A 26,107-nucleotide genomic window follows, 5' to 3' on the forward strand; every position below is an offset into this window, starting at 1 on the left:
GCCGTGCAACATTTCTGCGGAACCAGTTCGCCGCCATAGTGCCCGCGGACTCCGACGCGGTCTGCAAAGTGGGATGCGAGCCCCCCAAACCTGTTGAGCGCGAATTCGTTCGGCGTAGCGAGGCTCGGGGTGTGCCGTGCGCCGTGTGCGACACTCGCGGCCAGGAAATCGCGGCAGCCTGCGGTCAGCCGGCCGCTGAGGGGTGAGCACCTTCCGGGTCCCCGACGACGCCGAATTCGCCGTCTCCGCTGGATCCGGCGGGGGCGACCCGAAGGATCAAAGGCGGTATCCATGCCGATCGTGGCGGCGTAGCGTCATGGACGGGGCGGCTGATCGATGAAGGTGAGCGCCATGACGAAATTTGTGCAAACGATCGAGTTCACGACCACGCGGCTCGACGAATTCAACAAGAATCTCGACGAGTGGCTCACGGCGACGCAGGGGAAGCGGGCCGCGACCCACAGCATGGAGACCAAGGATCGCGATCGGGACAACACGTACATGCAGATCGTGGAGTTCCCGTCCTACGAACAGGCCATGGCGAACTCCGCCATGCCCGAGACCACCGGGTTCGCCGAATCGCTCGCCGAACTCTGCGACGGGCCCGCGCTGTTCCGCAACCTCGACCTGGTGCGCGAGGACGACATGCTCCCGCACGAAGAGTTGGGCTTGCAGGTCAGAAGCTTCGACACACCTGACGAAACGCGACTGTTCGAGTCGGGCGCCGGCCGATTCGAAGTCATCGAAGCAGGATCCGGATCGGTGGGCCGCGGTGTCTTCCAGCCCGGCTGGCGCTGGTCCACCCACGTCAAGCCGATCGCCGGCACGGACAGCTGCCAGGCGTTGCACGTCGGATACTGCGTGTCCGGACGGATGCGGATCCGGATGGACGACGGTACCGAACGCGAGATCGGCGCGGGCGATTTCACGATCTGCCCACCCGGACACGACGCATGGACCGTCGGCGACGAACCATGCGTCCTCGTCGACTGGGCGGCAGCCGCCGACTACGCGCGCCGTCACTGACCCGTACACCCGCCCCCGCGCGGCATCCCCGTGGGGGCGGAATCGCGGGCTGACCCGACGCAGCGCGAAGGTCCGATGGCCGAGGGCATTCGGCACGATCCCGCTAGGCTGACGGCACGAGTGAGGCCGTCGACTGGTCGTGGCTGCGTACGACGATCCCCGTCGTCGATATGTCCATGTACTTGGATATGCCCGAGGACGTAGCGCGCACCGTGGAGATCCGTGATGGCATGATCGTCCATTGCGAACCGCCGTCGCCGAATCATGTTGCGATCAGCGACAATATCAAGGCAGCCCTGCGCGAGGCGGTGGCCAAGCGTCCCGAGGGTGCGCCGTATCTGCGCGCCGGCGGCGAGCTGGACATGCTGGTTTCCGATGTGCCTTTTCATTACAAACGGCCGGACGCGATCGTGTACCGCTATATCGACGAGCCGCGAGGCAAATGGAAAACCAAACCGACAGCCGCGGACACTCTGTTGGTTGTCGAAATCGTGTCACCGAATACGATCTCGGCCGATCTGGTGGAAAAGTGGGCGGAGTACGCGCGCCTGGGCATCCAGCATTACTGGATCGTTCGCATGGTGCAGGACGACGGTCCCGCTACGTCGATCGAGATGCTACGACTCGCCGCCGACGGCACCTATGTCCGGGAGACCACGGCGCTGCGGGCTCGCGGCGATGCGATGGCCGTCGATGTACTGGACCCGCTCGATGTCACGATCAGCTGGAATCAACTTGATCTCGGCCTGGACTGATCCGCTTCGTTCCAGGAACGCCGATGCGGGCGCCGCTGGGCGACCAGCGCGAAATCCGGCGATCGTGGCGTGGCCGCGGAGCTCTGGGCACTCTCCGAGAAGCTGACCGGCATCGGTTTCTCGGTCGCCGATGCCGAGATTGGTTGGAACACAGCGCCATTCGGTTGTACGCAAATGTATTTCAGTGCGCGACAGCGAGTTCGACGACGAAATACCGATGGTTACCGAACCTCCGACAAGCGCGCCCGACGGCCTGCCGGCCGCCCGCTTCGACGCCGCCATCGACATCACGCTCGGGGAACTCCGCATCGAGCTCCGCTATCCCCTCGACTCTATGCCCTCGACCTCGACTCCGAGGAATTCGTCCGGCCGCACTGAACCACCGAGGGGTGCGAAGTCGCCGAACCGCCGCGCTGCCGCAGGGACCGTCCCCAACATTGACGACCATGACAACGAAGCGGAATCGAAGTGCCTCGGCGGCAACGCCCTTGAAGCGCGCGGTCGCGGCCGCGCGGTTGAACATCGCGGTCGGGGACCTGCCGGAACTGGGTTGCGGCTGGACTGTCGGGGAGGTGCTGCGGCTGCGGCGGGAACGGCCCGACTGGCTGACCGATGCGCGGCGCAGATTCACGCGGCCGGAGATCCGCGCGCGGTGGCGGTGATCGGCTTATGCTCGGGATGACTGGCTCGTTCTCGTATCGGGGTCGCTGTGGCGCATGTCGATCCGTTTTCCACGCGCCGCGAACAGACCCTCGGGTTCGCGGCGGAGCTGGCGGCTGCCGGGTTCGGGGAGCCGATCGAGGTGGGGCGCGGGGGATTCGGCGTGGTGTACCGCTGCTTTCAGCACTCGCTGGGGCGAACCGTCGCCATCAAGGTACTGACCGCGGATCTGGAATCCGACAGCCTGGAACGATTCGTACGCGAGCAGCTCGCCATGGGGAAGCTGTCGGGGCATCCGAACATCGTGACAGTGTTCGAGGTCGGGTCCACCGACACCGGGCGGCCGTACATCGTGATGCCGTTCCACGCGCACGGGTCGCTCGATACCCGGATACAGCAGGGCGGGCCGGTCGAATGGCCGGAGGTGCTGCATCTCGGGGTGCGGCTGTCGGGGGCGTTGGAGACGGCGCATCGGCGGGGACTGCTGCACCGGGATGTGAAGCCCGGGAACATCCTGCTCACCGAGTACGGGGAGCCGCAGCTGGCCGATTTCGGAATCGCGCGGCTGACAGGCGGATTCGAGACCGCGGCGGGCACGATCACCGGGTCGCCCGCCTACACCGCGCCGGAGGTGCTGCAGGGGCAGGCTCCGGATGTCACCGCCGATGTCTACAGCCTGGCGGCGACCCTGTTCTGCGCGGCCACCGGGCACGCGGTGTTCGAACGGCGGAGCGGGGAACAGTTGGTCGCACAGTTCGTGCGGATCACCAGACATCCGATGCCGGACCTGACCGGGGAGGGCCTGCCCGCCGACCTCACCGGGGCGATCGAGGCGGCCATGGCGCGCGAGCGCTCCCAGCGCCCCGGCTCCGCCGCCGAATTCGGTGCGGCGCTGCGGGATATCCAGCAACGGCACGGGCTGCCGCCCGACGACATACCGATTCCGGCGCCCGCCGCGGAACCACCGCCGCCGGCGGACCGGGCCCGGACCGTCGGCCGCACCACCCCGCCCCAGGCCGGGCGCCGGCGCTCCCGCACCACCACCGCCACGCCGCCGGTCCCGGCCACCCGGCTGCGCCCGCCCACCCTCACCCGGGCCCTGGTGGACCGCCCGCGCCTGCTCGACGCGCTGCGCTCGGGTAGCGATCGCCGGCTCGCGGTCGTCCACGGCCCCACCGGTTTCGGCAAGACCACCCTCGCCGCGCAATGGTGCGCGGCGGTCACCGCGGCCGGGGGATCGGTGGCCTGGCTGACCGTCGACAGCGACGACGACAATGTGGTGTGGTTCCTCTCCCACCTGATCGAAGCGGTGCGTGCGGTCCGGCCCGCCCTGGCGCGTGAACTGGGCGAACTGCTCGAGGAACACGGCGACGAGGCCGGGCGCTTCGTGCTCACCTCGCTCATCAACGACATCGACCAGCGCGGCGAGCCGCTGACCGTGGTCATCGACGACTGGCATCGCGTGAGCGACCCGAATACCCAGGCCGCGCTGCGCTTCCTGATCGAGAGCTGCAGTCCGGTGCTGCGCATGCTGGTGACCAGCCGCCACCAGACCGGCCTGCCCATGAGCTCCATGCGCGCCCGCGACGAACTGGTGGAAATCGACACCGCCGCACTGCGATTTACCGCCGGCGAAGCCTACGCCCTGTTGGTCGAGCTGGGCGGGCTGGAACTGGACCGCGACGACGTGGCCGACCTCACCGAATCCACCGGCGGCTGGGTCGCGGCACTGCAACTGGCCGCTCTGTCGCTGCGCGGCAGTGACGATCCCGGGCAGCTGATCGGGCGGCTCACCGGACGCCACCACGCCATCGGCGAATTCCTCGCCGAGAACGTGCTCGAGACCCTCGAACCCGGCGTGCTCGACTTCATGGTGGCGACCTCGGTCACCGAACGCACCTGCGGCGAGTTGGCCGCCGCGCTCACCGGCGCGCCCGACGGGCAGGCGCTGCTGGAACGGATCGAGCAGCAGGACCTGTTCCTGCGCCGGGTCGACGGCGGCCCGTGGTTCCGCTACCACCAGCTGTTCCAGGACTTCCTGCGGCAACGGCTCGAACACGATCGGCCCGAGGACATCGACCGCCTGCATCGCGCGGCCTCGGAGTGGTTCGCCGGGCACCGGCACGTGAGCGAGGCGGTGGACCACGCCTTGCTGGCCGGCGACGAGCAGCGCGCGGTCGAAATCGTGGAGCGCGACGGCATATCGCTGCTCGAATACGGTCAGATGGCCAGCCTCATCGGCCTGGTGAACAAGCTGCCGCCGGCCGTCATCGAATCCCATCCGCGGCTGCAACTGGATCTGGCGTGGGCGAACATCCTGCTGCACCGGGCCGGTCCAGCCGAACGTGCGCTGTCCCTGGCGGAAGACACGCTCGAGCGCGGCGACCTCGACCGGGAGACCACGGCCCGGCTGCGCGCCGAAGCGGGCGTGGTGCACGCGGTGGTGACAGTCCGCGCGGATGTGCTGACCGGCGTGGAGGATTGGCTCGCACCGTGTTTCGCCATGGCCGACGAGCTCTCACCGTATGTGGTGGCCATCGGCGCCAACTGCGCGAGCTTCGCCGCGGGCTACCGCTACGACTTCGAGGAGGCGATCCGCATCCAGGAGTGGTCGGCCCCGTACATGCGCCGGAACAAGGGCTACTACAACAATGTTCACGGCCTGTGCTTTCTGGGCCTGGCAGCCAGCCTGCAACTCGACATCCCGCGCGCCGAGGAGTACTTCCGCAGCGCTCTGAGGATCGCCAAGCAATCCGGCGGCAGCCATTCCTACGGCGCCCGCCTGGCCGGATCGCTGCTCGGTGAACTGCTCTACGAGCGTGGCGAGGTCGCCGAGGCGGAGCGCCTGCTCGACGAGGGCTACAAACTGGGCGCCGACGCCGGTGTCGTCGACTTCAAACTGGCCCGCTACGTGGTGGGCGCCCGGGTGAAGGCGCTGCGCGGCGACCGCGCCGCCGCCATCCGCCGCCTGAACGAGGGTGCGCGCGTGGCCGATTCGATGTCGCTGCCCCGCCTGCGCGCCGAGGTCGAGAACGAGCGGCTACGCCTGGGCCTGCCACCGCACCCCGACTTCGGCCCGCTCGCGGTGGTCGACCACGCCCACCGGCGTACCCCGATCGACCCCATCGACGAATTCACCGTCCTCTACGAGGAATTCACCGCCATCCGCCTGCTGCTGGCCGAATCCGGTACCGAATCCCGGGAACTGGCCCGTACCTGGGCCCAGGAATGGGTCGACGAGCTCGAAGCCGTCCGCCGCCCCCGCGAACTCCTGAAGGCCCGCCGCCTCCTGGTCGCCTGTCTGGCCGCCACCGGCCGCACCGACGCCGCCAAGACCCTGCTCGCCACCGTCACCGCCCAGTGCGCCGAACACGGCTCGGTCCGCTACATCCTCGACGGCGGTCCTCACGTCGTCGCCACCCTCGCTGCCCTCGCCGCCGACCAGGCCGCTGGCCACTGGCACCCCGACTGGCCCGAGGTCCCACCCGCCTTTCTCCGTGCCCTGGCGGAAGCCGATGCCGCCCAGACGATCTAGAGTGACTTCGCTGGATGTGGAGCTAGGCAGGGATTTACGGGTGTGACTGAACCTCTACACGAGGCGCACGAGCGGGCCAGTTGGGCCGAGTTGTTCTTCGATCTGGTGCTGGTGTTCGCGGTGACGCAGGCCGCGCATGTGGCGGTGGCGGGGCAGAGCTGGGGCGCGGTCGGGCAGACGGTGCTGCTGCTGGGAATCATGTGGTGGTCGTGGGTGGGGACCACGCTGGCCGTGCACGGGGTGGAGGATTCGAACCAGCAGCGGATATTCCTGTTCGCCTGCGGATTGTGCATGTTCGTCATCGCGATCACCGCGCCACACGCGTTCACCGGGCACGCGCAACCGCTGCTGCTGGCCGGCGCGCACCTGGCGCTGCGGCTGCTGCTGTGGGGGGAGATGCAGCACAAGCGGGCGTTCTCGTCGGCGGGGACCTTCGGGAACTGGCTAAATCCGTTCACCGTGACGCTGGCCGCGGCGGTGCTCCTGGTGGTGGCCGCACTCGCGCCCGCGGGCGGAATGCGCAACGGGCTCTGGATCATTGCGGTGGCGCTGGCCTTCGGCGGTCCGGCGCTGCTGGCGCGCCGCCTGGAGAAGGTCCAGTTCGGCGCGACCCATCTGCCCGAACGCTTCGCCACCTTCGTCATCATCGCGCTCGGCGAGACCGTGGCCTCGGTGGGTTCCCAAGCGGCGGAAGCACACCTGGGGGTGGTGGCCTGGATGGCGGTGGTGCTGATCTTCGTGCTCGGCTGCGGCCTGTGGTGGCTGTACTTCGCCTACGGTTTCGCCGCGGTCGAGCATTCGCTGCGCACGAACCAGGTGCGTGGCACGGTCGTGCGGGATGTGCTCAGCTACGGGCACCTGCTGCTGGTGACCGGCCTGGTGCTGGTGGCGGTGGGCGCGCGCACCATGGTCGAGCATCCGACCGCGGTGGCGCACAGCGTGACCGGATATCTGCTGCCGCTGGGCGCCACCCTGTACGTGACCACCTTCCTGTTCACCCGCTGGCGTATGTTCGGCGCGGCCACCCTCGGCCGGTTCGTCACCGCGCTGGCGCTGGCGGTCCTGACCGCCGCCGCGCCGCTGCTGCCGCAGATCGCGACGCTGGCCGCGGCGACCGCGATCCTGGCCGGCCTCAACGCCTTCGAGTACTGGGTGGTGTCGACGGGACGGCCGCTGCAGCTCATGCGCCGCTCCCGGGCGAGCTAGCCGACCGGCACGATGGTGGCGTCGATGGTGTGGATGAGACCGTCACTGATCACGAAGGTTTCGGTGATGTCCACCGTCACCAGCCGCACCCCCGCGACGCCGGAGTCCAGCAGATACCGCGCCGTCACCACACCGTCCGCCTCGGTCAGGCGCAGGTTGTAGCAGCGCTGCACGAGCGAATACTGCGGTCCGTGTTCGAGATCGTAGGTGAGCTGCGGCCCCGAAAAGCCGGTCTGCAGGCCCGCTTCAACCCGCGTCGCGTCCGGCGCGAACGGCACCGCCGACGCGTCGTGGCTGATCAGCGCGTCGAGATAGGCGAGCGCGATGGCGGTGTCGCGGGTGTGCATGGGTGCCGCGCCCGCGCTTCCGGACGCGATCCCGAGCGCGGCCGCCGCCGTCGCCGTCACCGCTGCAACATGTCTCATTTTCATCCGCTGATGCTGGCTCGAGAGGCCGTGCCGCGCAAGCGTTTCCAGCCCTGTGCCAGGCGTTCACTCAGCCCCGGCCGGACCGGTTCCGCGCCGAGCCAGTCGGCGATATCGCTGATCACCGCCGGATCGACGTGCTGCGGTCGCAGGTAGGCACCGGGTGTGGACGGCCCGGTACCGGAGCAGAGCATGTGGTCGACCGTGGGGTGGACACGAATGGTGACATCGGGTCGCCCGGCCAGCCCGGCCTCCCACAGCGGCAGGTCCTCGTCGGCGGTGACCTGATAGTCGCGGCCACCCTGGATGAGCAGGATGGGTCTGTCCAGCGCGGCCGCGGTGGCGACCTGGTCGTAGTCCCGCAGGTCCAGCCAATACGACGCGGGCCAGTTGAACAGCAGGTCCACGGCCGGGGTTTCGGTTGACAGCGTGGGACTTTCGGTCCGTGCCGCCCGGGCACGCATGCTCTCCTGCAACTCGCCGATGTCCTGATCGGGCTCGACCGCCGCGATGTGCCGCAGCGCGCGCAGTATCGACCGCGGCAGCGGCACGGTATCCCCGGCCAGTATCGCCACCCCGGCAATGCCCGGGTCGGCGGCCGCGATGCGCGGCGCGGCCTTACCGCCGCCGCTGTGCCCGACCACGAAGATCCGGGCGGAGTCCACCCCGGGCTCGTGGCGCAGCACCTCGACCGCCGCACGGGCATGCGGCAGGTACTCCTCGACCATGGTGAATCCCGCCGCACTCTCGAATTCGCTGTGCGCGTGGGTCAGTTTGTCGAAACGCAGCACCGCGACGCCGCGAGTGGCGAGTCCCCACGCCAGGTCCTTGAACGGTTTGTTGGGTCCGGTGGTGAGGTCCCGGTCGGCGGGCCCGGAGGCCACCAGCACCACGGCGGGCCCGGATCCGTTCCCGACGGGCAGGGTCAGCGTGCCGGACACCGCGGTGGCGCCCGCGCCCAGGGTGACGTCCCGTTCGCGGAATCTACGCGGCACCGCGTAATCCGGTGGCGTCCAGTCGGATTCGGCCGGTGCGGCGAGCCGGAGCCCGTGCAGCCGGCCCGCCGCGTCCACCGCCAGGCGTACCGCGAGCGCACCCCGCTCACAGGTGACCGGTATCTGCACCGATGTCAGCCCGTCGGCGGCGGGCCGGGTGACCGCGGAGCCGACCGACCGCACCGTGCCGATCTTGGCGATCTCACCGGTCCACCCGGCCCGGACGGTCTCTGCGGACACCACGTCCGCCAGTGGCGGTGCGAACAGGTCCGCCAACTCGTCGAATCGTTCGTTTCGCAGTAGGTCGGCCACGGTGGTGGCCACGGTCTCGGGATCGATGTCAACGGTCACTTCCCCGAACCTTTCTCAATAGGTGCAACCATTCTTATGATTGAGAAAGGTAGCAGCTTATGAGAAGGTTGGGAAGTGGAAACCTTCGAGCTGCTGGCACATCCGGCGCGGCTGCGCATCGTGCACGCCCTGCGCGGCGACCGCACCCTGACCACCGGCGACCTCTGCGCCCGCCTGCCCGATACCTCGAAAGCGACCGTGTACCGCCACGTCGACGCCCTCACCGCCGCCGGCATCCTCGAGGTCGCCGAGGAGCGGCGGGTGCGCGGCGCGGTCGAGCGCCGCTACCGGCTGCGTCAGGAGAACGCGGCCATCAGCGCCGAGGCCGCCGCCGCACTGCCCGCCGACGGCTACCGCCCGATCTTCGCCCTCGCGATGGCCGTGCTCGTCGCCGAATTCAACGCCTACCTCGACGGCGAGAACGCAGATCCGGCAGCCGATCTCGTCGGTTTCCGCCAGCACGCACTCTGGCTGAACCGCGACGAGCTCGAGCAGCTGATCGCGGAGCTGCGCGAGGTGATCCTGCCGCGCCTGGCCAACCAGCCCGCCGCCGGCCGCGACCAATACCTGTTGAGCCCCATCCTTTTTCCGATCGAACAGGCGCCCGCCGACCCGGCCGGCTGAATCAGCCTTCGACCTCGCCGAGCCGGCGGCGCAGGTAGGCGCGCTCGGCGTCGTTCGCGGTGAGATCGAGGGCGGCCCGGTATTCGGGTGCCGCGGCATCATTGCGGCCCGGGCGGATCAGGGGTGTCGATGAGCGCCGGCGCGCGCAGCTGTGGCCGCTCACCGGCCTGTCCGAGTGCTCACACTGTGCTGCTATTGCAGTTATTATGCAATAACTTGGAGGGGTGGCTTCCGAAGAGCAGACCGAACTCGACTACCGCTTCACCCTCGCCAACGAACGCACCTTCCTGGCCTGGATCCGCACCGCGCTGGGCTTGCTCGCGGGCGGCGTCGCCGTCCACACGCTGGTCGAACGCTTCAGCATCCACGGCCTGCGCGCGGCCATCGCCATGTCGGCCATCCTGCTGGCGGTGGTGCTCGCAGTCGGGGCGTACACCCAGTGGCGCAAGGTGGAACGGGCCATGCGGGCGGGCGAACCGCTGCCGGGCAATGTGCTGATCCCGGTACTCGCGGCCGGCGTCGCGGTGATCTCCGCGATCGCCGTGGTCGGTGTGCTCAGCCTGTGAACTCGCCGGCGATCGCCCGCGATCCCGGACTGGCGACCGAGCGCACCGCGCTGGCCTGGCGGCGCACCGCCATCTCCGCCATCGCCAGTGCCGCGCTGTTCACGAAGGTGGCCGCCGAGGGCGGGATCGGCTGGCGGCCGACCGGCCTGCTGCCGCTGGGCGCGGCCGCGGTCATGATGCTGTTGGCGGTAATCGCGGTGGCGCGCAGCCGGAGTCTGCACCGCGGCGCGCATCGCGGCACCGCGCCGCTGCTGCTCCTGGTGACCGCGGGTGTGGCGGCGGTGGGGGTCGCCGCAATGGCGATGGTCCTCGCGCACCGGGCCTAGCGGGATTCCGCCCGCCGCACGGTATTTCCCCGGACCGTTCGTGATTGCAGTACTTCTGCAGTAGGTTCGGCCGCATGAGTGGTACAGGTCACCGGCGCACCGACCTGAAGGACGCGTGGAGCAAGTTCCTCGAGCATCGCGGCCCGCGGCACATCGCCGACGGGGCCGCGCCCGCGGTCGGTTTCCTGCTCGGATACAAGCTTTTCGACCCGTGGATCGGGATCGGGCTCGCGCTCGTGGTGGCCGTCGCGCTGGGCGGCTACCGCCTGGTCCGTGGCGATTCGGTCAAGGTGGTCGGCGGTTCCATCGCGGTGGTCGCGCTGTACTCCGTGTTCGTCGTGTGCACCGGTCGCGGCCGGGACTTCTATCTGCCCGACCTCCTGGGCTGCGTCCTGCTCTCGGCGGCGTTCGGCGTGAGCCTGTTCGCGCGCCGCCCACTCAGCCTGTGGATCACCCAGCGGCTGCGCCTGGAACCGGCCGACCCACCCGTCGCGTACCTGGCCCTGCACCGGCGAATCACCCTGGGTTGGCTGATCTTCTGGCTGGTGCACCTCGCGGTGATCGTCCCGCTGTACCTCGCCGACAAGGTGGTCCTGCTGGGCGTTGCGACCCTGATCCTGGGCAAACCGTCCATCGTCGTCATGATCCTGGTGACCTGGCTGCTGCTGCGGCGGTCGGCGCAGGGCCGCCCCGCGCCGCAGCGGACAGCGGTCGAAACGGGCTGAGCCAGGCATGCGCACCGGCACGGAGTGAGCGAATCACGGGCTGGGGAACGCGGCCGCCGACCTCCCTGATCGATAGCGTGGTGATTGCTAATCTGGCGCCATGAGTGCTGGTCAGCGGCTGGACGGATCTCGGTCCACCGGATCCCGATGAGGATCCGGGGCGGCCGCGACGTCATCGAGGCGGGCACCGCGTTCCTGGCGGCGCTCATAGCCGGGCTGTCGCTCATGGTGCCCATCGACTTCGCGTGGACCTCGCGCAGTTCGGCGCTGCACTTGGAACTGCTGGTCTTCAGCCTGCCGCAGGCGATTGCGGCGGGGGCGCTGGTCGCGATCGCGACCGCGGTGCTGTCCACCGCGCTGGGCGGGCAGAGCCTGCGCTGGGGTGTGGCGCTGGGCGGGGCGGCGCTGCTGTTCGTCGACCACCTGCTGGGGCGGCACGCTGTGCTCGGCACGTCGCTGGCCACCCTGAACTTCCTGGATTCCATTGCCGGCGGCCTCATACTCGGCGGTTCGGGGGCCGGGGTGCTGTCCCGCTCCCACGTCGAATCCCGGTACACCTGGGAGACGTCGGCGTGGCTGCTGGGCGCGATCGGCGGCGTGGTCGCCCATGACGTCATCCCGGAAACCCAAGCCAAGGTGGCCGATCCGCACTTCCCGCAGAACTGGCCCGCCATCGGCACGCATCCGCTGTGGCTGATCGCGCTGGCCCTGCTCGTCATCGGACTTCGGTTCCTGCGCGAGCCGGGCGCGCATCCAGCGGAAACACATTCGATCCAGCTGCCTATCGTCCCGATCATCGCGGGCGCGTTCATGATCGGCGTCAGCCTGGTCGGGTCCGGGGTGCTGGCCCGCCACGGCGGCAGCCCACTCGCCATCGCGGTGACGGCCGCGGCCACGGCGGCCGGGGCCGTGCTCACCGCGTTCATGCTGCCCAAGCGGGACGGTGTCCAGGTGCTGCTCGCGGTGGCGGTCGTCGGGACGGGCAGCGCTGTCCTCGTGGCAAGCCTTCCGGGCTGGTCGATCCCGGGACTCATGGTGCTGGTCGCCAGCGGGCTGGTCGCGGGTATCCGCTGGCCCGGTGTGCGGGCCGCCGCGGTCGGCGTCATCGGCCTGTCCGTCTTCACGGTGCTGACGGTCGCGGCCGGGCATCCCGTCGTCCTCACGGTGCTCGGACACGCGCTGCTCGCTCTGCTGGCCGGCTACTGCTTCGGCGCGGTCACCCCGCGCTACGGCTCCACCCGGGTGCTCGGCATCGCCCTGATCTACGTGCCCTCACCGGTGCTCGCGCTGCGCGACTACACCCGGCGCGGGCACTGCCTGCTGATCGACCCCGGAAAGCCCTGCACCATCGCCGATTTCACCTCGTTCGCACCGGGCTGCGCGGCCATCGCGCTCGCGGTGGGCTGCGCGCTGGGCCTGTGGGCGCTGCTGCGGCGGCGACCCGAGCAGGCTCCGGTGGCGGCCTCCGCGAGATGAGCGTCCTCAACACTCGGGTCGAGCGCCCTGAGTACCGTGGCCAACATGAATTCGCTGCTGCACCGGATATTGGATATTGCGCCGATCTGGGTGTACCTGGTCGTCACCCTGCTGGTGTTCGCCGAGGACGCGCTCTTCGTCGGCTTCGTGATTCCCGGTGAGACGGCGGCGGTGCTCGGCGGTGTGGCCGCCAGTCAGGGACATGTGCTGCTGTGGCTGATGATCCTGCTGGTGGTGGCCGCCGCCATCATCGGTGACAGCGTGGGCTACGAGGTCGGCAAGCACGTGGGCCCGCGGCTGCTGCAGGCCTCGATGCTGGATCGGCATCGCGGCCGCCTCGACCGCGCCCAGGACTATCTGGCCCGGCGCGGGGGCTGGGCGGTGTTCCTGGGTCGGTTCACCGCATTCTTCCGGGCCATGATGCCCGCGCTGGCGGGCACCTCGCGTATGCCCTACCGGCGCTTCCTGCTGTTCAATGCGGCCGGTGGAATCGTCTGGGGCATCACGTTCGTGGTGCTCGGCTTCGTGGCCGGGCAGTCCTACGAGGCGGTGGCCAAGACGGTCGGCCGGGACCTGGCCATCGGTGTCGTCGCCATCGTCGTGTTCGCGCTGATCGCGTGGAAGCTGCGCGAACGGCGCCGCGAGCGGGCCTTCGAGGCCGAGTACGAGGCGACCCACGAGGGACTGATGACGCCCGAAACCGATTGAGCCCAACCGGTTTCGGGCGTCCACACTCAGACCGTCGCCAGCTCGCGCTGCGGCTCCGGCTCGCTGTCCTCCTGCGGCCCTTCGATATTCAGCGTCGGCAGCACCCGATCCAGGCGGCGGGGCAGCCACCACGCACGGCGGCCGAGCAGGGCCAGAACCGCGGGGACCAGCGTCAGCCGGACTGCGAACGCGTCAACCAGCACGCCCACCGCCAGGGCGAAGGCGATCGGCTTGATCATGGCGTCGTCGGTGGGGACGAAGGAGGCGAAGACCGCCACCATGATCGTCGCCGCGGCCGTCACCACCCGGGCGTTGTGGCGGGTGCCCTCGATGATCGACGCCCCCGCATCGCGGCGGTGCAGCCACTGTTCGCGAATCCCGGACACCAGGAACACCTGGTAGTCCATGGCCAGCCCGAACAGCACGCCCACCAGGATGATCGGCAGGAAGCTCACCACCGGCCCGACCTTCGAGACACCGAACAGGTCCGCGGCCCAACCCCATTGGAAGACCGCGACCGTGGTGCCCAGCGCCGCCGCGACCGACAGCAGGAAGGTGAGCGCCGCCTTCACCGGTACCGCGATCGACCGGAACACCAGGACCAGCAGCACCAGGCTCAGGCCGACCACGATGCCCAGGAACGGCACCAGGGACGCGGAAAGCCGTTGCGAGACATCGATGGTGACCGCGGTGTCGCCGGTGACGGCCACGTCGGCCCCGGGGACCGCGCCGGCCCGATCGCGGATGGCGTGGACCAGATCGGTGGTCTGCTGCGACTCCGGCGCGCTGGCGGGAACCACCATGACCAGCGACTGGCCCGCCCGCTGGGTCGGCTGTGGCGGTGCGACATATGTGACGTCGGGCAGTCCGCGCACCGTGTCGGCGACCGTCGCGGCGGCCCGGGTGTCGCCGTTTGGCGCGTCCACGACGACCACCAGCGGGCCGTTGAATCCGGGTCCGAACTTCTCGGCAATGGTGTCGTAGGCCTGCCGCTGACCCGTCGCCGCGGCGGCGGAACCATTGTCGGGCAGGGCCATTCGCAGTGAGGCGGCGGGCAGGGCCAGCAGGATCAGCGCCCCGGCCACTGCCACCACGGTGACGAGCGGCCGCGCGGTGACCAGCCGTGCCCAGCGGGCGCCCATGCTGTCGGCTCCGGTGGCGGTGGCCCGCCGGTGGGCGCGCGAGCCCGCCCGCGGCGTCAGCCGGGCACCGGCGAATCCGGCCAGCGCCGGCAGCAGTGTGAGCGCCACCGCCACCGCGATCAGCACCGCGCCGGAGGCGGCCAGCCCCATGACGGTCAGGAACGGAATGCCGATCACGCTCAGCGCGGCCAGCGCGATGATCACCGTCGTGCCCGCGAAAACGACTGCGCTGCCCGCGGTCTCGTTGGCTCGCCGCGCCGATTCCCGGGGCGTCAGCCCGGCGGCCAGCTGGGACCGATGCCGGGACAGGATGAACAGCGCGTAGTCGATCCCGACCGCCAGGCCCAGCATGAGCGCCAGCGTCAGCGCGGTCGACGACACCGGCACTGCCGCGCTCAGGGCCGACAGCCCGCCCACGGTGACCGCGATGCCGAAAACCGCTGACAGGATCGGCATTCCGGCCGCCACCAGCGATCCGAACGTGATCAACAGGACCAGCACCGCCGCCCCGAGCCCGAGGATCTCGGTGACGCCCGGCTTCATTTCCCCGGCCCCGTACGCCGAGCCGCCGACCGACACGTCCAGCCCGGCCTCGCGCGCGGTCTCGCCGGACCGTTCGACCGCGTCCCGAGCGGCGCTGGTCACCTTGGACCGGTCGCCGTCGAAGTGCACGACACCGATCGCGGTGCGCTGGTCCTGCGAGACGGCTCCCGCCTGCTGGGGCGTGGTCACCCCGATCGCTCCCGGCGCGGTTCCGGCGACCTCGAGGGTGTGCTGGATCGCCGTGCGATAGGGCGCCTCGGTGATGAGGTGGCCCGCCGGCGCGGTGAAGACCAGTTGCGCGTTGGCTCCAGCCGCGTCCGGCGCGGTCTCGGACAGGGTGTCGAGCGCCCGCTGGGACTCGGCCCCGGGCACGGTGAAGCGGTCGTCGAGACGGCCGCCCGCGAGCGCGGCACCGCCGACGACGGCGATCAGCAGGATGGCCCAGATCGAGACGACCAGGCCGCGGCGCCGGAAGGCGAAGTCGCCGATCCGGCCCAGTAATGCGCTCATCGGTGATTCCTCTCGGAAGCGTGCGAGTTGATGTTGACGGGCGTGAACTTTATGGGTGTTAACTTGCCTCCAAATCTGTACAGGTGTCAACATCAATGTCGTGGACATCACCGACGATGTGGCGAAGAAACCCGCTCGCGAGGGTCCCTACCACCACGGGGACCTGCGCAATGCCCTGGTGAGCGCCTCCGCGCAGCTCGCCGAGATCGGCGGGCCCGCCGCGGTCACCGTCCGCGCCGCTGCGCGTGCGGTCGGCGTCACCGCCACCGCCGCGTACCGCCATTTCAACGGCCATGAGGAACTGCTCGCCGCGGTGCGCGAGCAGGCCGAGGAAGCCCTGTTCGAGGCCCTCGACGGCGCGATGAAAAATGTTCCGGCGCAAGATGATCCGACCGCGACCGCGATCGCCCGGCTGGCCACCGCCGGGCGCGCCTACATCGAATACGCCGAGCGGGAGCGCGGCCTGTTCCGGACCGCGTTCTGCGGCAGCGATGTCGACGTCCACAAAGAGGTGCTCGAGGACCCCATCTTCCAGCTCATCGGGGTCGGAATCGACGCCCTGGTCGCGGCTGGATTCATGGATCCACGTCAGCGTCCCGGCGCGGAATTCACCGCGTGGGCGGCCGTACACGGGCTGGCGAGCCTCATCGTCGACGGCCCGCTGGCCGACGCCGAGCCCGCCGACCGCGAGGCGGCCATCGACCATGCCGTCGCCACCGTGCTGCGCGGCTTCGCCACCGGCCCGCGCGCCGAGCCGTACCGCTCGACCGACCCGCACATCGCGCTGCCCGCCTGATTCGGACGACTAGCCGCGCGAATTGTCCTGTGTTCACCGCCATGTCGCGAGACCGTAAGCTTGCCGCGTTTTGATGACCGCGCAAACGGACTCATGGTGACAAGGTTTTCTCGATGCTGAACCCCCTCGGCACGGTGCCCCGCACGGGTATTCCGGCACAGCTCGCCGCGCAGATGACGATGGACGAGCAATACGACTGGCACCGTTCGTATTTGAAACGGCATCGGGTGAGCCGCCGCACCTTCCTGTGGGGCAGCGCCGCCGCGGCCATGGCCGCCGGACTCGGCTCCGCCTTCGGCGGCCGCGGCATCGCCTACGCCGACGACGCGCCGCTGACCGTCGGCGGCCGCCGCGTCGGGTACGGCACCGACGCCGCCAGTCAGCTGCGCTTCTCCGCCCAGCTGTCGCGAAACCCGGGCGCCACCAAGGTCTTCCTCGACCACGGCCCGACCCCCGCACTGGGCGGCACCCTCGAGGCCGAGGTCCGCAATCTGGTCACCCAGCTCCCGCGCACCGACGGGGGAGTGCTGTCGGCCGAACAGTTCTACGTCCACGCCCCCGTCGACGGACTGCCCGGCCGCCTGCCGCACTTCTACCGCTGGCGTACCGCCGACGGCTACAGCAGCGACGTACTCTCCGCGAACACCGCCATGCCGACCTCGCGCGCCGCGCTGCTGCCGTTCCGCTTCACCATGATGGGCGACCAGGGCGTCGACGACACCCCGGCACTGCCCGCGGGCATGCCGGCGGGCGCCTACCGCAACAAGTACGGCGAGGGCGACGCCCCGAGCTCCCGCAATGCCGAGAACATCCAGCGCCAGATCGTCGCCAGCAACCCGGAATTCCACATTCTGGCCGGCGACATCTGCTATGCCGACACCTCCCACGGCGGCGGCCCGGACTGGTTCGTGCCCAACGGCAAGGCCGACACCGACGCCATCGACGCCTACAACCCGTTCGTGTGGGACACCTACCTGCAGGCCATCGAGAGCAGCGCGGGCCGTGTGCCCTGGATGTTCGCCACCGGCAACCACGACATGGAAGCCGTCTACGGCAATCACGGCTACGGCGGCCTGACGGCGCGCATGGACTTTCCGGACAACGGGCCCGCGGGCTGCCCGTCGGTGTACTCCTTCACCTACGGCAATGTCGCGGTGCTGTCGCTGGACGCCAACGAGGTGAGCTGGCAGGTGCGCGCCAACCTCGGCTATTCCGGTGGCGCACAGAACAGTTGGGTGGAATCCACCCTGGCCGGCTACCGCGCGAACCCGAGCATCGACTTCATCGTCTGCTTCTTTCACGAATGCGCCTACGCCACCGGCATCGGCGGCGCCAGCGACGGCGGCGTGCGCGGGGCCTGGGCCGACCTGTTCGACAAGTACCGGGTCGATCTGGTGTTGCAGGGCCACAATCACAACTTCGAGCGCACCGACCCGATGCGCGGCGGGCAGCCGACCAAGGCCGCACCCGACAACTCGATCGTCTACCCCGACACCGACGGCACCGTCTACTACGTGGTCGGCGGAGGCGGCGCGGCGCACGGCACCTTCGCCGCAGGCGACACCTACCGCGGCAACGAGCAGCCCGACACCTTCGTGCCGGAGAGCACCCTGTGGGGTTCCGACGGCAAGGAGGGCAAGGAGGCCGTCGCCTGGTCGCGGGTGCGGTTCAGCCGCTACTCGTTCATTCGCGTGGATGTGCGGCCCGGCGTGTTCTCCAGCGAAATGGACGTGGTCGCGGTCGATGAGCATGGGCGCGAATTCGACACCGTGACCTACCGCCGCCTGGTCTCCCGCTAGCCCCGCACCGCCTTCCCGGTAGCCGTGCCGACCCTCGCGGCGGCACGGCGCATACTGGGTGCCGTGTTACAGACCCATACACCGCTGCAGCTGAGCAGTTTGGTGAGCTCCTGGCGGTGGGACACCTCGACCGTGCTGGTCACCGCGCTCCTGGGACTCGCGTATACGGCCTGCTTCCTCAAGGGAAGACAGCGCGGCGAGCAGCTTCCGGTGAGCCGGGCCCTCTACTTCGGGCTGGCCGGGCTGGGGGTGTGGCTGTACACCGGCGTCGGCATGATCGGCGTGTACTCCGACACCCTGTTCTGGGTGCGCGCGCTGCAGGTGCTCCTGCTGCTCTACCTGGTGCCCTTCGCCCTCGCGGCCGGTGCGCCGTTCACCGTGCTGCGTGCGGCGCTGGGCCCGGCGGGCCGGAAACGCCTGGACGCCATGCTCTCCGGCAGTGTCGCCCGGCTGCTCACCCACCCGGCCACCGCCTCGATGCTGATCCTGCTGCTGCCCTGGGTGCTGTTCCTCTCGCCCTGGTACGAGTCGGTGCTGCGGCACGGGGGCGTCGACGCGGTCACGCGAATCATCGTGGTGGCCATCGGGTTCCTGTACTTCTACTCGCGCCTGCAGATCGATCCGGTGCCCAAGCACTTCACGCAGGGTCTGTCGCTGCTCATCACCATCGCGGAGTCCCTGGCCGACGGCATCCTCGGCATCGTGCTGTGGCTGGGGCCACTGATCGCCACCGGCTACTACGGCTCGCTCGGCCGTACCTGGGGTCCGGACGCGCGCCTGGACCAGACGATCGGCGCGGGCATCCTGTGGCTGCTCGGCGATTTCCTCGGGCTGATCTACTCGCTGGTCGTCATGCGGGCCTTCGCCGCCGACGAGAAGCGCAGGGCCGGGGAGGTGGATGCCGAGCTGGATGCCGCGGAGGCGGCGCGGGCGCGGCGGAAGGCGGTGTCGCGCACCGCGATCCGGGCCGCGGAGGCGGACGACGAGCCGGTGTCCACCGGACTGTGGTGGGAGAACGATCCGCAGCTGCGCGAGCGCTTCCGCCGCTGATCCGCCGAAAAGTGACCTGTCTCACCAAGATTGGGAGTCAGTGATATCGGCTATCGATACGCCTGTTGGCTACCGCTCAGCTCCCAACTGCTGGACACTTGACTAGGCCGCTTCACAAGCGCGTCCTTCCCTGGGGGTGGGAAGTACGCCTGCAAGAAAGCCGGTAGTCATGCAGTTCGGCAAACTCGCCGTCACCTCGGCCCTCGTCATTGCGGCCCTCGGGAGCTTGCCGGTGCTCGAGGGCATGGCTTGGGTCGGCTGCCCGGCCGGTACGGGCATCGGGCATTCCGCTGGGCGCGGCGGCCGGCCTGATCCTGACCGGGGTGCCCGCGGCCAGATCATCGGCATCGGATTCGTCCAGCATCGATGATCCGGTGAACCAGTAGCTATCGGCTCGCGAAGAAAAGGCCCTCGATGGGGGTGTGAGGCGGGCCTCTATATGCGCCGAAAGGTTGCCTGGATCACTCATAAAAGGCTCAGTGAACGCCATCTTTACGCAAAACATACTCCACGATGTGTTTTTGCTACGGTTTGGCAACAAGTAGGCAACATTTGCTGACCTATCCTGTTCGGGGTGCTCGATGAGGACCTCGCTCCCAGGAGGGAAGCGCCCGTTCAAGAAAGCGACGAGAAGTTTATGCGTTTCACCAAGTTTGCCGCCACCTCGGCCCTGGCCATCGCGGCCCTCGGCATCTCCGCCGGGACCGCCTATGCCGATCCGGCGGCCGCCGCCGCCCCCGGCATCCACTGGGACACCAAGATCGACGGCGCTTCGGTGGTGCTGAAGACCGACGCGGGCTCGCTGACCACCCAGGACGGCCAGTTCCAGGTGCGTGACAACAACGGCGGCCTGGTCACCCAGTTCCCGCTCGACATCATCACCGGTGACGTCGCCCACCCGGTCGCCGCCCGGATCGACGGCAACACCGCCACCTTCACCCCGAACATGGACCCGGCCGCCGCCTTCCCGGCCCCGGCTCTCCCGGCTCCGGTCGTCAAGGACGTCGCCAGCCAGGCCGACCAGGACGCCGCGTTCTCCGCCGCGGTCAACCAGTTCGGCATCGCCACCTCCATGGGCACCCTGCTGGGCACCCTCATCGGCGGTGTGGCCGGCTGTGCCATCGGCGCGGCGGGCGGCGCCATCGCCGGTGTCGTGGTCATGTCGGTTCCGGCCGGTATCGCGGGCTGCGTCGCCGGCGCCGCGATCGGTATCCCGCTGGGCGCCGCGGCCGGTCTGGTGGTGACCGGTGTGCCCGCCGCCATCGCGGTCGGCATCGGCCTGTTCAACCGCCTGAACGCGCCGGACTCCACCCCGGCCGCCAGCTGAGCCGCTGAGTAGGGGCCGGACCGGGACCACCCCGGTCTGTCCGGGCCGTGGCAGTGGCGCGCACGCCGCGGCGAGCAGCGGTGCCGGTGCAGGAGGCATTGCGTGACAACAGAATTCGGGCCGGATCGCTTGGGGGCGATCCGGCCCGAATCTGTTTGCGGATACTATCGCCGGTTACGAGCAGGACGCGTTGAACGAGTCGATGGCGTCGCTCAGATCGGTCACATTGTCATCGATCAGCGCGGTGGCGAAAGCGGCGATGGCGGCCTTGTCCGCGCCATTGGCATCGATGCCGAGCAGCTTGGCGGCCAGCGCCTTCTGCCCGTCGTTGTCGATACCGTTGGGGTACTGGACGATCGCGGCATTGATCAGATCGATCGCGGTGCCGCAGGCGGCGGACTGGGCCTGGGCGGTGCCGGTCGGCAGTGTCAGCAGGGCGGCGGTGGCGGCCACGGCCAACAGGGCAGACGGCAGGATTTTGCGCATGAGGGTCTCTCCGGTTATCGGGTACGTCGTTATGACGTAGCGAGTGTGCCGGAAGGGGCCGACAAAACCCGAATGCCCCACGGACGTGTCCGCGGGGCAAGGGATTTCGTGTCGAACTAGCGCGGGCGGCGCGACACGATGGCGTCGCGGATCAGGACGAAGGCGATACCGATCGCGAACAGCACCAGGAAGATGTAACCGACATTGCCGCTGCCCGAGGAGCTGCCCTGCTGGTTCTCGAACAGCATGGCCAGCAGGATCACGACGACGACCCAGCCGGCGGTGCGAGCGGTACGGCGCGATTCGCCGCTCCAGCCCCACGCGGCGGACGGAACCTCGGCGGTGTCGACCTTGGTGACAACCTCAGAGGGGTGCGCGGGTTCCAGTTCCGTGGCGGCCACTGTGGCTCCTTTACGGCTCGAATCGATTGCTGGCCAATATCGTGACATACGACCCAGCGTCGTAGCGAGCAGGGGGCAGGGGACAATGGTTCCGTGTCCGACGTTGTGAGAGTTCTGCTGCTGGGCAGCACCGGTTCGATTGGTACGCAGGCACTGGAGGTGATCGCGGCCAACCCCGACCGCTTCGAAGTGGTGGGTCTCGCGGCGCGCGGGGGCAATGCGGACCTGCTGGCACAGCAGATCGCGGCCACCGGGACCGGCAACGTGGCGGTGACCGACCAGGCAGCGGCGGCGAAACTCGGTGTGACGCTGTCGGGTCCGGACGCCGTGACCGAACTGGTGCGGCGCACCGACGCGGACGTGGTGCTCAACGCGCTGGTCGGCTCGCTCGGCCTGGAGCCGACCCTCGCCACATTGGAATCGGGGCGGCGACTCGCCCTGGCCAACAAGGAGTCTCTGGTGGCGGGCGGCTCGCTGGTGACCCGGGCGGCCAAGCCGGGACAGATCGTGCCGGTGGACTCCGAACATTCGGCGCTGGCCCAGTGCCTGCGCGGCGGCAGCGCCGACGAGGTCGCGAAGCTGGTGCTCACCGCCTCCGGCGGACCCTTCCGCGGCTGGACCACCGAGATGCTGGAGTCGGTGAATCCGGCCGAGGCCAAGACTCATCCGACCTGGTCCATGGGACCGATGAACACGCTGAACTCCGCGTCACTGGTGAACAAGGGCCTCGAGCTGATCGAGACGCACCTGCTGTTCGGCATCGACTACGACCGCATCGACGTCACCGTGCACCCGCAGTCCATCGTGCACTCCATGGTCACCTTCACCGACGGCTCGACCCTCGCCCAGGCCAGCCCGCCCGATATGAAGCTGCCCATCGCGCTCGCCCTGGGCTGGCCGGACCGCGTTCCCGGTGCGGCCGCCGCGTGCGACTTCTCCACCGCCTCCACCTGGACTTTCGAGCCGGTCGACAACGCGGTCTTCCCGGCCGTCGAGCTGGCCCGCCAGGCCGGTAAGGCCGGCGGCTGCGTGACCGCGGTCTACAACGCCGCCAACGAGATCGCCGTGCAGGCCTTCCTCGACGGGCTCATCCGATTCCCCGACATCGTGAGAACCGTCGGGCGCGTCGTGGAGTCCGCCGACCGCTGGAGCGCTGAACCCGGTAGCTTGGACGAGGTGCTCGCGGCCGATACGTGGGCGCGTGACACCGCGCGCACGATCGTGCGCGGCTGACAGCAGGAGGGCTCGGAACCGGATGGTCTACGCGATCGGCTTCGTACTGTTCGCCCTCGGGATCACGGCCTCGGTCGCCCTACACGAATGCGGCCACATGTGGACCGCGCAGGCCACGGGCATGAAAGTACGACGCTACTTCATCGGTTTCGGGCCCAAGGTCTTCTCGTGGCGGCGCGGCGAGACCGAATACGGTCTCAAGGCGCTGCCGCTCGGCGGGTTCTGCGATATCGCGGGCATGACCGCCCTCGACGAGCTCGAACCCGAGGAGCTCGACCGGGCCATGTACCGGCAGGCCACCTGGAAGCGGCTGCTGGTGATGTCCGGCGGCATCCTGATGAACTTCCTCATCGGGTACCTGCTCATCGTGCTGCTCGCGGTGGGCTGGGGGCTGCCGCGTTTCGATCAGCCGCCGGCCACCCAGCTCGGCGCCATGAGCTGCGTCGCCAACATGGCTCCCGACCAGTCGCTGCTGCCCTGCACCGGGCAGGGCCCGGCCCAGCTCGCGGGTCTGCAGCGCGGCGACCGGGTGACCGCGGTCGCCGGCGTCCCGATCAAGACCTGGAACGACTTCCGCACCCAGACCGAGAAGCAGACCGGCACCTTCGAATACACCGTCGAGCGCGACGGCAAGACGCTGCCGGTCCAGGTCACCCCGCAGATGGCAACGGTCTACACCGACAAGAACGGCACCCCGAAGACCGTCGCCAAGGTCGGCGTCGGCCAGGACTACTACGCGCCGGTCCAGCACAACATCCTCAGCGCGATTCCCGCCTCGGGCGCGTTCACCGGCCAGATCGCGGTGCGCACCGTGGAGTCGCTGGCCCAGATGCCGTCCAAGGTGGTCGACCTGTGGCACGCCGTCACCGGCGGCACCCGTGACCCGGAGACCCCGGTCAGCGTCTACGGCGCCTCCAAGATCGGCGGCGAGACCGCCGAGCACGGCCTGTGGTCGATGTTCGTGCTGACCCTGGCCAGCCTGAACTTCTTCCTCGGCGCCTTCAACCTGCTCCCGCTGCTCCCGCTCGACGGTGGCCACATGGCGGTCGTCATCTACGAGAAGCTGCGCAACCTCTTCCGCAACCGCAAGGGCCTGCCCGACGGCGCCCCCGTCGACTACCTGAAGCTGCTCCCGGCGACCTACGTCGTGGTCGTCATGGGCGGCGCCTACATGATCCTCACGCTGGTCGCCGACATCGTCAATCCGGTGAAACTGTTCCCATAGCCGTTGGCGCGCTTGCGGATTCGATTGCGATGTCGCGCAACAGGGTCCGGCAGAGCCGATCGGCCCGGCGGGTGGTTTCGGGCTGACGGTATTCCGGGGTCAGCGACAGGACCTGGGCGCAGGCAGTTTCCAGGTCGATCAGATGACCGACCGAGACGTACACCGGTTTGACGTCGGTGCGGGTACGCAGCGCGCGGCCGACCGGGTCGCCGTCGATGGTGATGACGCTGGAGGCGCCCCGCTCGCGGGCGGGCTCCTCGAACTCGCCCCAGGCGTTCTTGGCGACCCCGATGGTCGGCACGCCGGTCAGCAGGCCGAGGTGGCAGGCGAAGCCGAAACGCCGCGGGTGGGCCAGGCCCTGCGAATCGCAGACGAGCAGATCCGGTGTGGCGGTGAGGTTTTCGAGGGCGGCCAGGGTGGTGGGGAGCTCCCGGAAGGCGAGCAGCCCCGGCACGTACGGGAAATCGGTGGTGCCGCGCGCGGTGGCGGTCTCGACGGTCTCGAGCGTGGTGGCGTCCAGCACCACAATGGCGGCCGCCACATTGCCGTCGTCGTCATAGGCCGAGTCAAGCCCCGCTACCGTCCGGAATTCCGGTGGCCGGGGGTTGACGGCGATCACCCGCGCGCGCAGCCGATCTTGCAGTGCCACTGCCTCTTCCGGTGTCGCCGGCCACGGATCTGGATTCGCTACCTTCACTTTTCGGAGCGTAAACCTTGGCGTCGATGGCGACGAATATGAACCGTAGGCCCCGGGCCGATTCCGAGTCCTGCAGCCGGCGCGGGTACCCTTGTCGCCGCCGTCACAGGGCGACCGGTATTCGAGCCTCGGTAAGCTCGGAGCCGGTAAGGGTGAGGACTTAGTCGAAAGTAGGCAGCCGATCGTGAGCAGTGCCATCGCATTGGGGATGCCGGCCGCACCGGCGGCCGTCCTCGCACCGCGGCGCAAAACGCGCCAGCTGATGGTGGGCAATGTCGGAGTGGGGAGTGAATTCCCCGTCTCGGTCCAGTCGATGACCACCACCAAGACCCATGACGTCAACGCCACCCTGCAGCAGATCGCGGAGCTGACCGCGTCCGGCTGTGACATCGTGCGCGTGGCCTGCCCGCGTCAGGAGGACGCGGACGCGCTGGCGACCATCGCCCGCAAGTCGCAGATCCCGGTGATCGCCGACATCCACTTCCAGCCGCGCTACATCTTCGCCGCCATCGATGCGGGCTGTGCTGCGGTGCGCGTGAACCCGGGCAACATCAAGGAGTTCGACGGTCGCGTCAAGGAGGTCGCCAAGGCGGCCGGTGACGCGGGCATTCCGATCCGTATCGGCGTCAACGCCGGATCCCTCGACAAGCGGATGCTCGAGAAGTACGGCAAGGCCACCCCCGAGGCGCTGGTCGAGTCCGCGCTGTGGGAGGCGGGCCTGTTCGAGGAGCACGGCTTCGGCAATATCAAGATCTCGGTCAAGCACAACGACCCGGTGATCATGGTCGAGGCCTACCGCCAGCTCGCCGCGCGGTGCGACTACCCGCTGCACCTGGGTGTGACCGAGGCCGGCCCGGCCTTCCAGGGCACCATCAAGTCGGCCGTCGCCTTCGGCGCCCTGCTGAGCGAGGGGATCGGCGACACCATCCGCGTCTCCCTCTCCGCCCCGCCCGCCGAGGAGATCAAGGTCGGCACCCAGATCCTCCAGTCCCTCAACCTGCGCCCCCGCAAACTGGAGATCGTGTCCTGCCCGTCCTGCGGCCGCGCCCAGGTCGATGTGTACACCCTGGCCAACGAGGTCACCGCCGGTCTCGAGGGCATGGAGGTCCCGCTGCGTGTGGCCGTCATGGGCTGCGTCGTGAACGGCCCCGGCGAGGCCCGCGAGGCCGACCTAGGCGTCGCCTCCGGCAACGGCAAGGGCCAGATCTTCGTCAAGGGCGAGGTCATCAAGACCGTCCCCGAGCATCTCATCGTCGAGACCCTCATCGAGGAGGCCATGCGCCTCGCCGAGGAAATGGGCGACATCACCGAATCCGGCGCCCCGGTCGTCACCACCGGCTAGCCACACCCCAACCCCGGCCCGGTCCGTATCGGCATCACCGCCGCTGCCGCCCGGGCCGTTCGTCGTTCACGCATTGGCCCGGGACCCGTACCGGGCCGCCGTGTTCGGGGTGGTGTGGGGCGGATATGAACCAAAGGGTTGGATTGGGTTGGGGGGTTTGGGGTTTTGCCTGATGGGT

26 protein-coding genes and 1 pseudogene are annotated in these 26,107 nt (G+C 69.1%); 20 read left to right on the forward strand and 7 right to left on the reverse strand.

Annotation, left to right across the window (positions count from 1 at the left end):
- Positions 1-51: 51 nt before the first annotated feature.
- The 6 genes and pseudogenes from ABZ909_RS11235 to ABZ909_RS11260 form a co-directional block, all read left to right on the forward strand.
- A pseudogene (locus ABZ909_RS11235) lies at positions 52-206 on the forward strand (23S rRNA (adenine(2503)-C(2))-methyltransferase RlmN); the annotation flags it as partial.
- A 439-nt stretch (positions 207-645) separates the two neighbouring features.
- Positions 646-1,026: a cupin domain-containing protein gene (locus ABZ909_RS11240; RefSeq protein WP_356997929.1), complete on the forward strand. Its 381-nt coding sequence runs from the start codon at positions 646-648 to the stop codon at positions 1,024-1,026.
- Between the two features lie 170 nt (positions 1,027-1,196).
- A complete protein-coding gene (locus ABZ909_RS11245; protein WP_356997811.1) occupies positions 1,197-1,781 on the forward strand; it encodes a Uma2 family endonuclease in 585 nt (194 codons plus the stop codon).
- Between the two features lie 446 nt (positions 1,782-2,227).
- Positions 2,228-2,443 (forward strand): hypothetical protein, encoded by a 216-nt coding sequence (locus ABZ909_RS11250; RefSeq protein WP_356997812.1) that lies wholly within the window; start codon positions 2,228-2,230, stop codon positions 2,441-2,443.
- 47 nt (positions 2,444-2,490) lie between these two features.
- A complete protein-coding gene (locus ABZ909_RS11255; RefSeq protein ID WP_356997814.1) occupies positions 2,491-5,976 on the forward strand; it encodes a protein kinase in 3,486 nt (1,161 codons plus the stop codon).
- Between the two features lie 42 nt (positions 5,977-6,018).
- The gene (locus tag ABZ909_RS11260; protein ID WP_356997816.1) at positions 6,019-7,182 is read left to right on the forward strand and encodes a low temperature requirement protein A; all 1,164 of its coding nucleotides are present in this window, start codon (positions 6,019-6,021) and stop codon (positions 7,180-7,182) included.
- On the opposite strand, the gene ABZ909_RS11265 is transcribed toward ABZ909_RS11260, so the two are convergent.
- On the reverse strand, positions 7,179-7,607 hold the full coding sequence (locus ABZ909_RS11265) for a hypothetical protein (protein WP_356997817.1): 429 nt from the start codon (positions 7,605-7,607) through the stop codon (positions 7,179-7,181). The two genes, ABZ909_RS11260 and ABZ909_RS11265, sit on opposite strands and share 4 nt — an antisense overlap.
- 2 nt (positions 7,608-7,609) lie before the next feature.
- Complete coding sequence (locus ABZ909_RS11270) at positions 7,610-8,953, reverse strand: DUF3887 domain-containing protein (RefSeq protein WP_356997819.1); 1,344 nt, start codon at positions 8,951-8,953, stop codon at positions 7,610-7,612.
- Positions 8,954-9,028: 75 nt separating this feature from the next.
- Here ABZ909_RS11270 and ABZ909_RS11275 point away from each other — a divergent pair, with 75 nt between their 5' ends.
- The gene (locus ABZ909_RS11275; RefSeq protein WP_356997820.1) at positions 9,029-9,577 is read left to right on the forward strand and encodes a helix-turn-helix domain-containing protein; all 549 of its coding nucleotides are present in this window, start codon (positions 9,029-9,031) and stop codon (positions 9,575-9,577) included.
- A gap of 1 nt (position 9,578) precedes the next feature.
- On the opposite strand, the gene ABZ909_RS11280 is transcribed toward ABZ909_RS11275, so the two are convergent.
- The gene (locus tag ABZ909_RS11280; RefSeq protein ID WP_356997821.1) at positions 9,579-9,740 is read right to left on the reverse strand and encodes a hypothetical protein; all 162 of its coding nucleotides are present in this window, start codon (positions 9,738-9,740) and stop codon (positions 9,579-9,581) included.
- A gap of 61 nt (positions 9,741-9,801) precedes the next feature.
- Between ABZ909_RS11280 and ABZ909_RS11285 the strand changes: the two genes are divergently transcribed.
- From ABZ909_RS11285 to ABZ909_RS11305, 5 genes are all read left to right on the forward strand, one after another.
- The gene (locus tag ABZ909_RS11285) at positions 9,802-10,143 is read left to right on the forward strand and encodes a DUF202 domain-containing protein (protein ID WP_356997822.1); all 342 of its coding nucleotides are present in this window, start codon (positions 9,802-9,804) and stop codon (positions 10,141-10,143) included.
- Entirely contained in the window at positions 10,140-10,469 is a 330-nt protein-coding gene (locus ABZ909_RS11290) for a DUF202 domain-containing protein (RefSeq protein ID WP_356997824.1), read from the forward strand. The genes ABZ909_RS11285 and ABZ909_RS11290 overlap by 4 nt, the downstream gene beginning before the upstream one ends.
- A gap of 74 nt (positions 10,470-10,543) precedes the next feature.
- Entirely contained in the window at positions 10,544-11,194 is a 651-nt protein-coding gene (locus ABZ909_RS11295; RefSeq protein ID WP_356997826.1) for a DUF3159 domain-containing protein, read from the forward strand.
- Between the two features lie 147 nt (positions 11,195-11,341).
- Positions 11,342-12,670, forward strand: coding sequence for a hypothetical protein (locus ABZ909_RS11300; RefSeq protein ID WP_356997827.1), 1,329 nt, complete (start codon positions 11,342-11,344; stop codon positions 12,668-12,670).
- 45 nt (positions 12,671-12,715) lie between these two features.
- The gene (locus tag ABZ909_RS11305; RefSeq protein ID WP_356997828.1) at positions 12,716-13,378 is read left to right on the forward strand and encodes a DedA family protein; all 663 of its coding nucleotides are present in this window, start codon (positions 12,716-12,718) and stop codon (positions 13,376-13,378) included.
- Positions 13,379-13,404: 26 nt separating this feature from the next.
- On the opposite strand, the gene ABZ909_RS11310 is transcribed toward ABZ909_RS11305, so the two are convergent.
- Positions 13,405-15,573 carry an MMPL family transporter gene (locus ABZ909_RS11310; RefSeq protein WP_356997830.1) on the reverse strand — a complete coding sequence of 723 codons (2,169 nt, stop codon included), beginning with the start codon at positions 15,571-15,573 and terminating at the stop codon, positions 13,405-13,407.
- Between the two features lie 100 nt (positions 15,574-15,673).
- Between ABZ909_RS11310 and ABZ909_RS11315 the strand changes: the two genes are divergently transcribed.
- From ABZ909_RS11315 to ABZ909_RS11335, 5 genes are all read left to right on the forward strand, one after another.
- On the forward strand, positions 15,674-16,369 hold the full coding sequence (locus ABZ909_RS11315) for a TetR-like C-terminal domain-containing protein (protein ID WP_356997832.1): 696 nt from the start codon (positions 15,674-15,676) through the stop codon (positions 16,367-16,369).
- Between the two features lie 113 nt (positions 16,370-16,482).
- On the forward strand, positions 16,483-18,168 hold the full coding sequence (locus tag ABZ909_RS11320; RefSeq protein ID WP_356997833.1) for a metallophosphoesterase: 1,686 nt from the start codon (positions 16,483-16,485) through the stop codon (positions 18,166-18,168).
- A gap of 63 nt (positions 18,169-18,231) precedes the next feature.
- Positions 18,232-19,218: a cytochrome c oxidase assembly protein gene (locus tag ABZ909_RS11325; protein WP_356997835.1), complete on the forward strand. Its 987-nt coding sequence runs from the start codon at positions 18,232-18,234 to the stop codon at positions 19,216-19,218.
- 169 nt (positions 19,219-19,387) lie between these two features.
- Positions 19,388-19,588, forward strand: a complete 201-nt coding sequence (locus ABZ909_RS11330) for a hypothetical protein (protein ID WP_356997837.1) — start codon at positions 19,388-19,390, stop codon at positions 19,586-19,588.
- 267 nt (positions 19,589-19,855) lie between these two features.
- A complete protein-coding gene (locus ABZ909_RS11335; protein WP_356997838.1) occupies positions 19,856-20,545 on the forward strand; it encodes a hypothetical protein in 690 nt (229 codons plus the stop codon).
- A 174-nt stretch (positions 20,546-20,719) separates the two neighbouring features.
- Here ABZ909_RS11335 and ABZ909_RS11340 read toward each other — a convergent pair whose 3' ends face one another.
- Positions 20,720-21,031, reverse strand: a complete 312-nt coding sequence (locus ABZ909_RS11340) for a hypothetical protein (protein WP_356997839.1) — start codon at positions 21,029-21,031, stop codon at positions 20,720-20,722.
- A 116-nt stretch (positions 21,032-21,147) separates the two neighbouring features.
- Positions 21,148-21,432, reverse strand: coding sequence for a DUF2631 domain-containing protein (locus ABZ909_RS11345; protein WP_356997840.1), 285 nt, complete (start codon positions 21,430-21,432; stop codon positions 21,148-21,150).
- A 93-nt stretch (positions 21,433-21,525) separates the two neighbouring features.
- Here ABZ909_RS11345 and dxr point away from each other — a divergent pair, with 93 nt between their 5' ends.
- Together dxr and ABZ909_RS11355 are read left to right on the forward strand one after the other, a co-directional pair.
- Positions 21,526-22,665, forward strand: coding sequence for a 1-deoxy-D-xylulose-5-phosphate reductoisomerase (gene dxr / locus ABZ909_RS11350; RefSeq protein WP_356997842.1), 1,140 nt, complete (start codon positions 21,526-21,528; stop codon positions 22,663-22,665).
- Positions 22,666-22,687: 22 nt separating this feature from the next.
- Positions 22,688-23,890, forward strand: coding sequence for a M50 family metallopeptidase (locus ABZ909_RS11355; protein WP_356997844.1), 1,203 nt, complete (start codon positions 22,688-22,690; stop codon positions 23,888-23,890).
- Here ABZ909_RS11355 and ABZ909_RS11360 read toward each other — a convergent pair.
- Positions 23,865-24,539, reverse strand: coding sequence for an endonuclease V (locus tag ABZ909_RS11360; protein ID WP_356997845.1), 675 nt, complete (start codon positions 24,537-24,539; stop codon positions 23,865-23,867). The two genes, ABZ909_RS11355 and ABZ909_RS11360, sit on opposite strands and share 26 nt — an antisense overlap.
- 232 nt (positions 24,540-24,771) lie before the next feature.
- On the opposite strand from ABZ909_RS11360, the gene ispG reads away from it, so the two are divergent.
- Entirely contained in the window at positions 24,772-25,929 is a 1,158-nt protein-coding gene (gene ispG / locus ABZ909_RS11365; protein WP_356997847.1) for a flavodoxin-dependent (E)-4-hydroxy-3-methylbut-2-enyl-diphosphate synthase, read from the forward strand.
- Positions 25,930-26,107: the final 178 nt, after the last annotated feature.

The sequence above is a fragment of the Nocardia sp. NPDC046763 genome (assembly GCF_040645495.1).
GTDB lineage: Bacteria > Actinomycetota > Actinomycetes > Mycobacteriales > Mycobacteriaceae > Nocardia.